This is a genomic window from Nonomuraea sp. NPDC001684 (assembly GCF_053596515.1).
This window is the reverse complement of record NZ_JBSFGJ010000058.1, coordinates 1-13,455: the sequence shown is the minus strand read 5'-3', so window position 1 is coordinate 13,455 and position 13,455 is coordinate 1. Positions and strand designations below refer to the sequence as shown.

The 13,455-nt window shown below is 72.1% G+C and carries 15 protein-coding genes; 11 read left to right on the top strand and 4 right to left on the bottom strand.

The genetic code is table 11. From position 1 onward, the window contains the following. Positions 1-2: 2 nt before the first annotated feature. A complete protein-coding gene (locus tag ACWCSD_RS14195) occupies positions 3-749 on the top strand; it encodes a maleylpyruvate isomerase family mycothiol-dependent enzyme (protein ID WP_449915067.1) in 747 nt (248 codons plus the stop codon). Positions 750-954: 205 nt separating this feature from the next. On the opposite strand, the gene ACWCSD_RS14190 is transcribed toward ACWCSD_RS14195, so the two are convergent. The 3 genes from ACWCSD_RS14190 to ACWCSD_RS14180 all read right to left on the bottom strand — a co-directional run bounded on the left by ACWCSD_RS14190 (position 955) and on the right by ACWCSD_RS14180 (position 3,228). Continuing rightward, the gene (locus ACWCSD_RS14190) at positions 955-1,317 is read right to left on the bottom strand and encodes a VOC family protein (protein WP_358284308.1); all 363 of its coding nucleotides are present in this window, start codon (positions 1,315-1,317) and stop codon (positions 955-957) included. 73 nt (positions 1,318-1,390) lie between these two features. Then, positions 1,391-2,119, bottom strand: a complete 729-nt coding sequence (locus ACWCSD_RS14185; RefSeq protein WP_352357678.1) for a helix-turn-helix transcriptional regulator — start codon at positions 2,117-2,119, stop codon at positions 1,391-1,393. 86 nt (positions 2,120-2,205) lie between these two features. After that, entirely contained in the window at positions 2,206-3,228 is a 1,023-nt protein-coding gene (locus ACWCSD_RS14180; protein ID WP_358284304.1) for a PHP domain-containing protein, read from the bottom strand. 90 nt (positions 3,229-3,318) lie between these two features. Between ACWCSD_RS14180 and ACWCSD_RS14175 the strand changes: the two genes are divergently transcribed. From ACWCSD_RS14175 to ACWCSD_RS14135, 9 genes are all read left to right on the top strand, one after another. Next, the gene (locus ACWCSD_RS14175) at positions 3,319-3,720 is read left to right on the top strand and encodes a hypothetical protein (protein ID WP_397163294.1); all 402 of its coding nucleotides are present in this window, start codon (positions 3,319-3,321) and stop codon (positions 3,718-3,720) included. Position 3,721: 1 nt separating this feature from the next. Next, a complete protein-coding gene (locus ACWCSD_RS14170; RefSeq protein WP_449915060.1) occupies positions 3,722-4,867 on the top strand; it encodes a glutathionylspermidine synthase family protein in 1,146 nt (381 codons plus the stop codon). A gap of 24 nt (positions 4,868-4,891) precedes the next feature. Then, the gene (locus ACWCSD_RS14165; RefSeq protein WP_352323647.1) at positions 4,892-5,323 is read left to right on the top strand and encodes a DUF350 domain-containing protein; all 432 of its coding nucleotides are present in this window, start codon (positions 4,892-4,894) and stop codon (positions 5,321-5,323) included. Between the two features lie 95 nt (positions 5,324-5,418). Next, entirely contained in the window at positions 5,419-6,543 is a 1,125-nt protein-coding gene (locus tag ACWCSD_RS14160; RefSeq protein WP_352358034.1) for a PucR family transcriptional regulator, read from the top strand. 103 nt (positions 6,544-6,646) lie between these two features. Next, positions 6,647-7,543: an ACP S-malonyltransferase gene (locus tag ACWCSD_RS14155; RefSeq protein WP_397163292.1), complete on the top strand. Its 897-nt coding sequence runs from the start codon at positions 6,647-6,649 to the stop codon at positions 7,541-7,543. Continuing rightward, positions 7,540-8,493 carry a beta-ketoacyl-ACP synthase III gene (locus ACWCSD_RS14150; RefSeq protein ID WP_352357688.1) on the top strand — a complete coding sequence of 318 codons (954 nt, stop codon included), beginning with the start codon at positions 7,540-7,542 and terminating at the stop codon, positions 8,491-8,493. The genes ACWCSD_RS14155 and ACWCSD_RS14150 overlap by 4 nt, the downstream gene beginning before the upstream one ends. A gap of 81 nt (positions 8,494-8,574) precedes the next feature. Then, on the top strand, positions 8,575-8,814 hold the full coding sequence (locus ACWCSD_RS14145) for an acyl carrier protein (protein ID WP_125639869.1): 240 nt from the start codon (positions 8,575-8,577) through the stop codon (positions 8,812-8,814). Between the two features lie 36 nt (positions 8,815-8,850). Next, entirely contained in the window at positions 8,851-10,083 is a 1,233-nt protein-coding gene (fabF, locus tag ACWCSD_RS14140; protein WP_358284293.1) for a beta-ketoacyl-ACP synthase II, read from the top strand. Continuing rightward, positions 10,083-11,507, top strand: a complete 1,425-nt coding sequence (locus tag ACWCSD_RS14135) for an acyl-CoA carboxylase subunit beta (protein WP_397163290.1) — start codon at positions 10,083-10,085, stop codon at positions 11,505-11,507. Before fabF ends, ACWCSD_RS14135 begins: the two co-directional genes overlap by 1 nt. Before the next feature lie 139 nt (positions 11,508-11,646). Here ACWCSD_RS14135 and ACWCSD_RS14130 read toward each other — a convergent pair whose 3' ends face one another. Beyond that, positions 11,647-12,141 carry a DUF3145 domain-containing protein gene (locus tag ACWCSD_RS14130; protein WP_352323642.1) on the bottom strand — a complete coding sequence of 165 codons (495 nt, stop codon included), beginning with the start codon at positions 12,139-12,141 and terminating at the stop codon, positions 11,647-11,649. Between the two features lie 175 nt (positions 12,142-12,316). Here ACWCSD_RS14130 and ACWCSD_RS14125 point away from each other — a divergent pair, with 175 nt between their 5' ends. Next, on the top strand, positions 12,317-13,330 hold the full coding sequence (locus ACWCSD_RS14125; protein WP_449915053.1) for a S8 family peptidase: 1,014 nt from the start codon (positions 12,317-12,319) through the stop codon (positions 13,328-13,330). Positions 13,331-13,455 lie beyond the last annotated feature (125 nt).

Below are 13,455 nucleotides of genomic sequence, written 5' to 3'. Positions count from 1 at the left end.
GGGTGACCGACAACGACACCTTCATCGCCCGGATCGAGGGCGAAGCCGCGCGGCTGGCGGCGCTGGCGAGCGATCTGTCCGTCCCGGTGCCGACGTGCCCGGGATGGACGATCGGCGATCTCGTCACGCATGTCGGCCGGACCCATCGCTGGGCGACGTACGTGCTGCGCAACCGGGTCCAGGAGCGCGTCTGGTCGCGCGAGGTGCCCAGCGGCCTGGCCGAGGGCGCGCACGGCGACGCCGCCTGGCTCATGGAGGGCGCCGCCGCCCTCCTGGACGTGCTGCGCGCCACCGACCCGGACCTCGCGGTGTGGACGTGGGGCCCGGACCGGCGGGCCGGATGGTGGGCGCCCAGGATGCTCTTCGAGCTGGTGATCCATCGGGCCGACGCCGAACTCGCACTCGGCCTCGACCCGGAGATCCCGGCGGCGACCGCCGTGGACGGCGTCGAGGAGTTCCTGCACAACCTGCCGTACGCGACCTGGGTGACCGGGTCGCTGGCCGGGCTCGACGCGGAAGGGGCCACGATCCACCTCCACGCGAGCGACCTCGACGGCGAGTGGACCATCACGCAGGGCGCCGACGGGGCGGTCAGCTGCGAACGCGGCCACACCAAGGGCGACGCCGCCGTACGCGGCCCGGCGAGCGAGCTGCTCCTGGTGCTCTACGGTCGGCGGCCCCCGCGGTCGCCGGCCGTCTTCGGCGACCACGACCTGCTGACCCGCTGGCTGGCGGCCGCCGCCTTCTGACGCTTCTGACGCGAACCCCCTGCCGGGGGAAGGGGCCCTGGACGCGCCGCCGCTCGGCGATCGGCGGCGTGTCCAGGGCGGGTGAACCGCTCTCAGGCGGGACGGCCCGCGTCGCGCGGCCCCGGTTCGGCGGGGAAGGTGCTTCCCCGGAGGCGCGATCACGGCGAGGTCCCGCGAGCTCCGGCGGCGTCCGCCGCCGAAGGGCTCACCTGCGGTGGAAGACTCCGAACAGGCTCCCCGACACGTCTCGCAGATAGGCGAAGTCGGTGCCGGCGCCGTCGTCGATCACCTTCATCTCGACCTTGCCGCCGAGCGCCTCGCTCTTGGCGCACGCGGCCTCGACGTCGGCGACCTGCACGTGGAACACCGCGTGGGCGGGGAAGTCGCCCTTGTTGTTGAACAGCCCGCCGCCGGGCCGCTCGCCGCCCGGGTAGCCGATCATGCGGTAGTCGAGCGGGCCGTCGTCGTCGCGGCTGAACGACCAGCCGAACAGCTCGCCGTAGAAACGTTCGGCGCCTTCGGGGTCGTCGGTCGCGATCTCGAACCAGGTCACCGTGTTGTCCATCATCGTCTCCTCGTCTTTCGAACAAGACAACGATGTATCGCTATGGCGACAACCCTATGTCGGTGTTTTCGCATGATTAATCGAGCATGGTTCCGCGGACCACCATCTCCGGGACGTCGGGGGCGAACCCTTCGAGCGGCCGTTCGGGGCAGCGCTCGACGGTGACGACGGCCGCGGCGATGCGGTCGAGCCGGAAGACGCGGACGTCCTCCCGCAACCGGCACCACGCCACGAGGTACCAGAAACCGCCGCGCCCGCCCAGGAACACCCCCGGCTCGACGTCGCGCGAGGTGAGCGCGCCCTTGGCGTCGGCGTAGTCGAGCCTGAGCACGCGCCGCCGCAGCAGCGCCTCCTCGATGGCCCTGGAGATGCCCTCGGCGCCGAGCGGCCGGCTCGGGGAGCCGGGCTCGGGCGGCTCGCTGACGAGCTGCACCCGCCGCGCCAGCTCCCTGGCCAGATCGCCCTCGGGCCCCGGCATGGCCGAGACCACCTTGCGTAACGCGCTGCGGGCCTGGCGGCCGAACGGCTGGTCGCCGGCCTGGCTGAGGGCCACCGCGATGGCCACCGCCTCGGCCGGGGTGAAGTTGAGCGGGGGCAGCGACATCTTCTTGTCGAGTGCGTAGCCGCCCCTGCGACCGGGCTCGGCGTAGATCGGCACCCCGGACCCCTGCAACGCGGTGATGTCGCGCTCGATGGTGCGCACGCTGACCTCGAACCGCTCGGCGAGCTCACGGGCGGAGCGGCAGCGTGGCGCGATGGCGCGCAGGTCCTCGACGAGCGCATAGAGCCGGTCGGTACGGTTCACAGCCGGAACGCTACGCGCCGCCACCGACAATCACCGGCCCCGCGCGGCCCCCGCGACAACGACCTGGCTCCACCGCCACCCAGGGCTCACCCCGCCGTCCACTCCAGCAGCCGGTCCAGGGGCCAGGTGTTGACGATCCGCGCGGCCTCGATCCCGCACCGGGCCGCCCGCTCGCAGCCGAAGCGCTGCCAGTCGAGCTGCCCAGGCGCGTGCGCGTCGGAGTCGATCGAGAACACGCACCCCGTCTCGTACGCCAGCCGCATGAGCCGCTTGGGCGGGTCGAGCCGGTCGGGCCTGGAGTTGATCTCCACGGCGACCCCGAACCGCCGGCACGCCTCGAAGACCAGCTCGGCGTCGAACTCCGACTCCGGCCTCTTGACCCCGCGCTCGCCGCCCGCCCGCACGACCCGCCCCGTGCAGTGGCCGAGGACGTCGACCAGGGGGTTCGCGACGGCGGTGACCATGCGGCGGGTCATCTCCTCACGGTCCATGCGCAGCTTGGAGTGGACGCTGGCCACGACCACGTCGAGCCGTCCGAGCAGCGCCGGGTCCTGGTCGAGCGAGCCGTCGAGGTGGACGTCGACCTCGATGCCGGTCAGGATCCGGAAGGGCGCCAGCCGCTCGTTGAGCCCGGCCACCACGTCGAGCTGCCGCTCCAGCCGCTCGGCCGACAGTCCCTTGGCCACGGTCAGGCGCGGCGAGTGGTCGGTCAGCGCCCAGTACTCGTGCCCGAGCCCCCTGGCGGCCTCGGCCATCTCCTCGATCGGCGAGCCGCCGTCGGACCAGTCGGAGTGGCTGTGCAGGTCGCCCTTCAGCGCCTCGCGCAGGGCCGCGGTCTCGGCGTCCAGCTCGACGCCCTCGGTGGCCCGCAACCTACGCAAATACGTCGGAACCTGACCGTCGAGCGCTTCGTTGATCACGAGGGCGGTGACCTTGCCGATGCCGGGGAGGTCGCCCAGCCCGCCGGCTCCGGCCAGCCGCGCGAGCTCCCCTTCCGGCAGGTCGTCCACGACCGCGGCCGCGCGACGGAACGCGCGGACCCGATAGGTGGGCTCACCTGCGCGTTCGAGCAGGAAGGCGATCTCGCGCAGGGCCTGGACCGGTTCCATGAGTCATTCATACCCGAGCGGACGACGACCGGCATTGAACAGGGGCGAAGCGCACCGATAGGCTGATTCGCCCAGGAAAGCAGGAACCACATGGCACAACCGCCGCGCATGCCGGCTCCCCCACCCCCACGCAAGTCGTCCAAGGCCGTCCCACTGACCATTCTCGGGGTCCTGTCGGTGATGCTGGTGGGCTACTGCGCGGCGACCCAGGACGACGACGACGTCACCGCCGACTGCGTGGTGCAGCTGGAGGACGGCACGTACGAGGTCGTCGACGACGACTACTGCGACGACGACGGCGGCAGCGGCGGCGGGTCCCACTACTACGCCGGTTCGCGCGGCGCGTACATGTGGTACTACGGCGGCCGCCGGGTCGGCAACCGCATGCAGGGCGGCACCACGTACCGGCCCTCCGACGTGAACATCTCCAGCCGCAGCGGCAAGTCGATCCAGCGCGGCGGCTTCGGCAACAGCTGGGGCGGCGGGAGCTGACGTGCGCCGCGAGCATGGCATCGCCCGTCCCGGCTGGGAGAAGACGATCGAGAGCCAGGGCCTGGCCTACCACCGGGTGGCCCACCCCGAGGGCCTGAGCAGGCCCTACTGGGACGAGTCGGTCCACTACGTCCTGTCCCTGGAGGAGGTGGAGTCGCTGGAGGAGCAGGTCGAGGAGCTGCACGGCATGTGCCTGCGGGCCGTCGAGCACGTCGTCTCCACCGGCCGCTACGCCGACTTCGCCGTCCCCGAGTGGGCCAGGGACGCCGTGGCCCGCTCCTGGGAGCGCCGCGACCCCCACCTGTACGGCCGCTTCGACCTGCGCTACGACGGCACCGGCCCGGCCCGGCTGCTGGAGTACAACGCCGACACGCCGACGTCGCTGGTGGAGTCGTCGGTGATCCAGTGGTTCTGGCTGCAGGACGTCCACCCCGGCGACGACCAGTGGAACTCCCTGCACGAGCGGCTCATCGAGCGCTGGCGCGAGCTGCCGCTGCCGCCCGGCCCCACGCACTTCGCCTTCACCAACGCCGACGAGACGGGCGAGGAGGCCATGACGGTCGCCTACCTGCAGGAGACCGCCGAGCAGGCGGGCCGGCGGACGGTCGCCGTCGCCGTGGAGGACATCGGCTGGGACGAGCTCAACCGCCGTTTCGTCGACGCCGGGGAGGAGATGATCCGCTCGGCGTTCAAGCTCTACCCCTGGGAGTGGATGCTCGCCGACGACTTCGGCCGGCACGCGGTGCGCCACTCCACCTGGATCGAGCCGCTGTGGAAGGCGCTGCTGTCGAACAAGGCGCTGCTCGCCGTGTTGTGGGAGCTCTACCCCGGCCATCCCAACCTGCTGCCCGCCTACCTCGACGGGCCGCGCGAGCTGACCTCCTACATCGCCAAGCCGCTGCTGGGCAGGGAAGGCGCCTCGATGCGCATCGTCACCCCCGAGGGCACCCAGGAGACCCCGGGCCGTTACGGCCGGGAAGGCTACGTCTTCCAGGGGTTCGAGGCCCTGCCGGCGTTCGAGGGCCAGCGGCCGGTCCTCGGCGCCTGGATGGTCGCCGACGAGGCCGCCGGGCTCGGCATCAGGGAGACCACCGGCCTGATCACCGACGACACCTCCTCCTTCGTCCCTCATCGCATCGCGAACTGAAGCACCCCCGTGATTGGAAATGACGTGACCCTTCTCGAAGTCCTGGCCCGCGGCGCCGGCGCGATCGCCGCGTACGCGGCCGTCGGCGTGATCCTGCTGATCGTCGGCTTCTACGTGATCGACTGGGCCACGCCCGGCAAGCTGAGCGAGATCATCCGCACCCAGCGCAACGCGAACGCGACGCTGCTCACGACGTCCGCGCTGGCGGCGATCGGGCTCATCGTGGCCGCGTCCATCTGGTCCTCCGGCGGCCGGCTGGCCGAGGGGCTCGCGGGCACGGCCGTGTTCGGGCTGGTCGGCATCGTGGTGCAGACGGTGGCGATGCTGGTGTTCGACAAGGTCGTCGGGATCTCCGTACGCGAGCTGGTGAAGGAGCCGGAGCTGCAGCCCGGCGCGCGCCTGCTGGCGGTCACCCACGTGGCGATCGGCCTGATCACGGCGGTTGCGGTCATCTGAAACACCACCGTTCCGGTCATCGGAACCGACCTGGCACTCTAGGAGGCGTGACAGACCGGACCCGGGAGGACACCACGCGAAGGCTCGAGCGCGCCATGGGCGCGCTCGGCACGGCGGCGATGGCCCGCATGGACGACCAGCTCCCCTGGTTCCGGGCGCTCAGCGCCGAGGACCGCTCGTGGGTGGGCCTGGTGGCCCAGGCCGGCATCGCCGCGTTCGTGGAGTGGTTCCAGCACGCCGGCGAGAACCGGCCGACGCCCAGCATCGAGTTCTTCGGCACGGCCCCGCGCGAGCTCAAGCGCTCGATCTCGCTCCAGCAGACGGTCGACATCGTCCGTATCGTGGTCGAGGTGGTCGAGGCCCAGACCGACGAGCTGGCCGCGCCGGGCGGCGAGGACCAGCTCCAGCAGGCCATGCTGCGCTACACCCGCGACGTGGCCTTCGCCGCCGCGCACGTCTACGCCCGCGAGGCGGAGGCCCGCGGCTCCTGGGACGCCAGGCTGGAGGCGCTGATCGTCGACGCGCTGGTGCGCGGCGAGGTCGACGACGGCCTCCACTCCTGGGCCGCCGCTCTCGGCTGGACCTCCTCCCCCGTCGTCGTGATCGCCGGGCACGCCCCCGACGACGACCCGCGCGCGGTCATCGACGGCCTGCGCGACAAGGGCCGCCGCATCGGCATGGACCTGCTGGCCGGCGTGCAGGCCGACCGGCTGATCGTGATCGTGGGCGGCGCCGACAGCGTCCACGACGCGGCCCGGCAGGTCGTGGCGCGCTTCGGCGTGGGCCCGATCGTCATCGGTCCCGAGGTTCCCGACCTGCACGCCGCCGCGCGGTCGGCGCGGGCCGCGCTGGCCGGGCTGAAGGCGTCCGCGGGCTGGCCGGACGCCCCCAGGCCGGTGCACGCCGAGGACCTGCTGGCCGAACGCGCCCTCGACGGCGACGCCGACGCCAGGGAGCAGCTCATCGAGAACGTCTACCTGCCGTTGGCCGGCACACCCCTGCTCGATACGCTGGCCACCTACCTCGAACAGGGCACCTCCCTGGAGGCGACGGCGCGGCTGCTGTTCGTGCACCCGAACACGGTCCGCTACCGTCTGAAGAAGATCACCGAGCTCACGGGCTACCAGCCCACCGAGGGCAGGTCGGCCTTCACGCTGCAGGTCGGTCTCATCCTGGGCCGGCTTTCCGAAGGCGCCGCGGCATGGCGGGCCCTAACGTAACATTCCCGAAATCTTCACTGTAGGGTTCCTACAAAGCACCCGGGACAAAGTTCGTACGGATCTCCATCCGCGTGTCGAAGTTCTACAGGGCATGGTGGTTTTTGTGCTTGTACTCGTCGCTCCGGGCCAAGGCGCCCAAACCCCAGGCTTCCTGACCCCCTGGCTTGAGTTGCCCGGTCTGGCCGACAGACTCGGCGCCTGGTCGGAGGTCGCCGGGATCGACCTGGTGGCCTACGGCACCACCGCCGACGCCGACGAGATCCGCGACACCGCCGTGGCCCAGCCGCTGCTGGTGGCCGCCGCGCTGGCCGCCGCCGAGGCGCTGGGGGCCTCCCCCGACGTGCTGGCCGGCCACAGCGTGGGCGAGTTCGCCGCGGCCGCGCTGGCCGGGGTGCTCACCTCCGAGCAGGCCCTGGGCCTGGTCCGCGAGCGCGCCCAGGCCATGGCCAAGGCCGCCGCCGTCACCGGGACCGGCATGACCGCCGTGCTCGGCGGCGTGGAGGCCGACGTGCTGGCCGCGATCGAGCGTCACGGGCTGACCCCGGCCAACATCAACGGCGCGGGCCAGATCGTGGCGGGCGGCACGCTGGAGCAGCTCGCCGCCTTCAAGGACGACGCGCCCGCCCGTGCCAGGCTCATCCCGCTCAAGGTGGCCGGCGCGTTCCACACCGAGCACATGGCCCCCGCCGTCGACGCCCTGCGCGAGGCGGCCTGGAACGTCGTGCCCGGCGACCCGCAGGTCACGCTGCTGTCCAACGCCGACGGCCGGCCCGCCGCCGGCGGCGCCGAGTTCGTCCAGCGGCTCATCTCGCAGATCAGCAGCCCCGTCCGCTGGGACCTGTGCATGGCGACGATGGCCGAGCTGGGCGTGACCAAGATGATCGAGCTGCTGCCCGGCGGCACGCTGACGGGGCTCGCCAAGCGCGGCCTGCGCGGCGTCGAGACCGTGGCGCTGAAGACACCCGACGACCTCGACGCGGCCAGGGAGCTGATCAAGTGAGGATCCCCGACATCGCCCCCGGCGCCCGGATTCTGGCCCTCGGCCATTACCAGCCGGACAACGTCGTCACCAACGACGACCTGGCCAAGACCATGGACACCAACGACGAGTGGATCCAGTCCCGCGTCGGGATCAAGGAGCGCCGGGTCGCCTCGGCCACCGAGTCCGTCGAGGACATGGCGGTCCAGGCCGGCGGCAAGGCGCTGGCCGCCAGCGGCCTGACCCCCGACGAGGTCGACCTGGTGATCGTGGCCACCTGCACGCTGGAGACCCAGATCCCCAACGCCGCGGCGGTCGTGGCCCACCGGCTGGGCATCAAGTCCCCGGGCGCCTTCGACGTCAACGCCGCCTGCGCCGGCTTCTGCTACGCGCTGGCCACCGCCAGCGCCGCCGTCCGCGGCGGCGCGGCCAGGAACGTGCTGGTCGTCGGCTCGGAGAAGCTGTCGCAGTGGGTCGACTGGACCGACCGGTCCACGGCCGTGATCTTCGCCGACGGCGCCGGCGCCGCGGTGGTCGGCCCGACCGACACGCCCGGCATCGGCCCGGTCGTCTGGGGCAGCGCCGGCGACAAGTCCGAGGCCATCTCCATCGCCGACCGGACGAAGTTCCTCGCCCAGGAGGGCCAGACTGTCTTCCGCTGGGCCACCGCGCTGCACCCGGTGGCCCTGGAGGCGTGCGCCCGCGCCGGGGTCGACCCCTCGGAGCTGGCGGCGTTCGTCCCCCACCAGGCCAACCTGCGCATCATCGAGGCCATCGCACGCAAGCTCGGTGCCGACAAGGCCGTCATCGGCCGTGACATCGTCACCGCGGGCAACACGTCGGCGGCCTCCATCCCGCTCGCGCTCTCGCGCATGCTGGAGCGCGGCGAGGTCCGCTCAGGCGACCTCGCGCTCATCCTCGGCTTCGGCGCCGGTCTGACCTATGCGGGCCAAGTGATCGAGATTCCGTAGGATCCGGTACGGCTCCCGCCGTACCTCAGCTCGTACGGCGGAAGCCGTACAGAAACCAGAAAATGAAGGAGAAGTAGCGACATGGCTGCCACCGAGCAGGAGATCCTCGCGGGCCTCGGCAAGATCATCAACGAGATCACCGGCATTCCGGCCGGCGAGGTGACCCCCGAGAAGAGCTTCGTCGACGACCTCGACATCGACTCCCTGTCCATGGTCGAGATCGCCGTGGCCGCTCAGGACGAGTTCGGCGTCGAGATCCCCGACGACCAGCTGAAGAACCTGAAGACGGTCAAGGACGTCCTCAACTTCATCCAGGCCTGACACCCAGCAGTTCTGACCAGTAAGGAGCGCGAAAACGTGAGTGCGAACCGGGTACGTGTCGTCGTCACCGGGCTCGGCGCGACGACGCCCGTCGGTGGAGACGTCACCTCGACCTGGACGGCGCTCCTCGCCGGTCAGTCGGGTGTGGAGACCCTCACCACGGAGTGGATCGACTCCGTCCCCGTGCGGTTCGCGGGGACGGCGGCGGTCGACCCCACCGAGGTGCTGCCCCGCCCCGAGTCCCGCCGTCTCGACCGCAGCGAGCAGTTCGCCCTGGTCGCCGCCAGGGAGGCCTGGCAGGACGCCGGCGCCCCCGAGGTGGCCCCCGAGCGGCTGGGCGTCGTGGTCTCCAGCGGCATCGGCGGCATCAGCACCACCCTGACCGCCTACGACACATGGAAGGAGCGCGGCTGGAACCGGCTGTCGCCCTTCACCGTGCCGATGCTCATGCCCAACGGCCCGGCCGCCTGGATCGGCATCGACCTGGGCGCCCAGGCGGGCGTGCACGCCACCGTCTCCGCCTGCGCCTCCGGCGCCGAGGCGATCGGCTACGCCATGGACATGATCCGGCTCGGCCGCGCCGACGTGGTGGTCGCCGGCGGCACCGAGGCCGCCATCCACGGCCTCAACATCGCCGCCTTCGCCGCCGCGCGGGCGATGTCCACCCGCAACGACGACCCGCAGGGCGCCTCCCGGCCGTGGGACCGCGACCGTGACGGGTTCGTGCTCGGCGAGGGCGCCGGCATCGTGGTGCTGGAGTCCGAGGAGCACGCCAAGGCGCGCGGCGCGCGCATCTACGCCTACGCCTCCGGCGTCGGCTACTCGGCCGACGCCCACCACATCACCCAGCCCGAGCCCGAGGGCCGCGGCATCATCATGGCGATGACGCAGGCGCTGACCGACGCCGAGATCACCGGCCTCGACGTCAAGCACGTCAACGCGCACGCCACCTCCACCCCGGCGGGCGACGTCGGCGAGGTGCAGGCCGTGGCCAAGGCCATCGGCACCCACCCGCTGGTCACCTCGACCAAGTCCATGACCGGTCACCTGCTCGGCGGCGCCGGCGGCATCGAGTCCGTCTTCACGATCAAGGCGCTGCAGGAGCGGATCGTCCCGGCCACCATCAACCTCGACAACCTCGACGACGGCATCGAGGTCGACATCGTCCACGGCGCGAACCGCTCGCTGCCGCAGGGCGACATCGCCGCGGTCAACAACTCCTTCGGGTTCGGCGGGCACAACGTGACCGTCGTCTTCAAGGGGGCTTGATGACCGTACTGGACAGCCGGGTGGTGGGTGAAGGCTCCGGCCAGGAGCCCGCCGACCCCCGCGATCCAGTCGTCCGCCTGGCAGCGCTGCTCGACGAGGGCTCGCTGCGGCTCATCACCCCGCAGGACAACAGCGGCGTCCTGGCCGCCATGGGCAGGATCGAGGGCGTGCCCGTCGCCGCCTTCTGCAGCGACGCGCGCTTCCAGGGCGGCGCGATGGGCAGCGAGGGCTGCGAGCACATCGTGCACGCCTACGACGTGGCCGTCCGCGAGCGGGTGCCGGTCATCGGCATCTGGCACTCCGGCGGCGCCCGGCTCGCCGAAGGCGTCGAGTCGCTGCACGCCGTCGGCCGGGTGTTCGCGGCCATGACCAAGGCGTCGGGCGTCGTGCCGCAGATCTCGGTGGTCGTCGGCCCGGCGGCCGGCGGCGCCGCCTACGGCCCCGCGCTCACCGACCTGGTGATCCTGGCCGACACCGGCCGCATCTTCGTGACCGGCCCCGACGTCGTGCGCAGCGTCACCGGCGAGAACGTCGACAGCGAGGCGCTGGGCGGCCCCGAGCCGCACAGCAGGCGCAGCGGCGTCGTGCACGTCGTCACCAGGACCGAGGCCGAGGCCTACCTCCAGGCGCGCCGGCTCGCCACGCTGCTCGGCCACCAGGGCCGGGTGCGGCCCGGCGCGGTCGAGGAGGTCGACTTCTCCTCGCTGCTGCCTGAGTCCGCGCGCCGGGCCTACGACGTCAAGCCGCTGGTCAACGGCCTGCTCGACGAGGCCGGGGTCGAACTGCACGCCAAATGGGCGCCCAACGTCGTCACGTCCCTGGGCCGTCTCGGCGGCCGGACGGTCGGCGTCGTCGCCAACAACCCGTTGCGGCTGGGCGGCTGCCTCGACGCCACGTCCGCCGAGAAAGCCGCTCGCTTCGTACGTATGTGTGACGCCTTCGGAGTGCCGTTGGTTGTCCTCGTGGACGTACCGGGTTACCTGCCGGGCGTCGGGCAGGAGCACGACGGCGTGGTGCGGCGCGGCGCCAAGCTGCTGCACGCCTTCGCCGAGGCGTCGGTGCCCCGGGTCACCGTGGTCACGCGCAAGGCGTACGGCGGGGCGTACATCGCGATGAACTCGCGGGCGCTGGGCGCCACCAAGGTGTTCGCCTGGCCGACCACCCAGGTGGCGGTCATGGGGGCGGTGGCGGCGGTGCGCGTGCTCAAGCGGCGCGAGCTCGCCGCCGCGTCCGAGGAGGAGCGGCCTGCGCTGGAGCAGCGGCTCGCCGAGGAGCACGAGCAGCTCGCCGGCGGCCTGGCCCGCGCCCAGGAGCTGGGCGTCATCGACGAGGTGATCAAGCCCGCCGAGACGCGCGGCGCCATCGCCAAGGTGCTCGCCCAGGCCACCCCGGCCAGGGGCGCCCACGGCAACATCCCGCTGTAGAGGTCAGATCTACGCGAAAGGCCCCGCACCGCGACCCGGTGCGGGGCCTTTCCGTTGTTCGGGAAGCCGGACGGGTCCAGGGCATGACGTGCTTGCCGCGGGCCGCCCCCGGCAGGCGCTCGGCGGGAGGCGGGACGGGTCAGACGGCGGCGTGCAGCCAGCGGACGGGAGCGCCGTCGCCGGCGTACCTGAACGGCTCCAGCTCTTCGTCCCACGGCCGGCCGAGCAGCTTGTCGAGCTCGTCCTCCAGCACGCACCGGCCCTGGGCGGCCATCATCATGGCGGCACGCAGGCGGTCTTCGGGGATCATGATGTCCCCGGCCGCGCCGATGACCGCCGTGAAGGCGCCGAGCGTCGGCGTGTAGGCGTGTCTGGAGCCGTCGACGCCGGGCGAGGGATCCTCGGTGATCTCGAATCTCAGGCGCTGCCAGCCCATGAGGGAAGAGGCGATGGCCGCCGCGATGCCGGCGCGGCCCTCCCACTCCGCCTGCGCGCGCACGACGTTCGGCGCGGCTGGTTGCGGTGTCCACGTCAGATCAACGGGCACGCCGAGGACACCCGCGACTGCCCATTCGATGTGAGGGCACAGCGCGGGCTGAGCCGAGTGGACGTAAAGCACGCCACGAGCAGACACCGGACCTCCCGTTTCGGTACGAGGTGCGCCTTCCCCAACGGCCTCGCCCCGGGATGATCACAAGTGACTAGGGGAAGACTACCGTCGGTCGCCATCGGACACCAGAGGGGGGCCATACCAAGTTGGTGCGGGCGTGTCACGTGACAGTTGTGGCGGGCGGGGAAACAACCGGCTCATGGACATGCAATCTGTCGGCGAGGCGTTCATCCGGCCAGGTCAGGTGCTGGTCGACCGGGGCGCGGTGTCGGCCGCCGCACGCTGGACGCAGGCGGTCTCCGAGGCCGACGGGGTCACCGTCCTGCATCTGTCGGCCGGGGTGGACCCGTGCGAGATCACCGCCGAGCTTCGTGACCGGGGCTTCCGGGCCTCACCCAACCACGTGCTCACCGGCCAGCCGTTGTTCTTCGGCGGACCGGCGTCCCGGCCGTTCCCCACGCCGCCCGTATCCTTCAGGCCGGCCAGGTCGCGTTCGGACGTGGTCGTGGCCCTGCTCGACACCGGCGTGGCCAAGCACCCGTGGTGGTCGGGCAGCGACTGGTACACCAGGCTCGGCCCGGAGAGCGCCGACGCGGCCCAGGGGGCGCAGGCCGGGCACGGCACGTTCGTCGCCGGCCTGCTGGCCCGCCGGGCACCGGGCGCCAGGCTGCGGGTCCGCCGGGTGCTCGACGGCGACGGCCTGGGCGACGAGGCGACCGTGGTGCGCACCCTCCACCGCATGCGCGAGGACCCGCCCCAGGTGCTCAACCTCTCCTTCGGCTGCCACTCCTTCGACGACCGGCCGCCGCCCCTGCTGGCCGACGCCATCGGCGCGCTGAAGGACACGGTGACGGTGGCCTGCGCCGGCAACACCGCCTCCGACCGGCCGTTCTGGCCCGCCGCCCTGCCGTGCGCGGTGGGCGTGGCGGCCCTCGACGCCGCCCAGGAGCGCCGCGCGCCCTTCTCCGGGTACGGCACCTGGGTCGACGCCTGCGCCCGCGGCGACTGGCTGACCAGCAGTTTCCTGGACACCGGCGAGTTCACCGGCTACGCGGCCTGGAGCGGCACGTCGTTCGCCACCGCGCTGGTGTCGGGGGCCGTGGCCGACGCCGCCCGGCGCGAACCGGCCAAGGAAGCCGTCGAACGACTGCTCGACCCCCGGCAGTCCCGGCAAATTCCCGATCTGGGAGTTCTCGTACCCACGAGTCTGTAGAGTTTACGCTCAGTCCTCGGCCAATCACGGTGAGGCAGGATGACCTCCCCGTGCGGGACGAAAGGAGGCCGCATGAGCGACTTGCGCGATCCGGCGGAGCTGCTCCGCGACGCGGCCGACGGCGA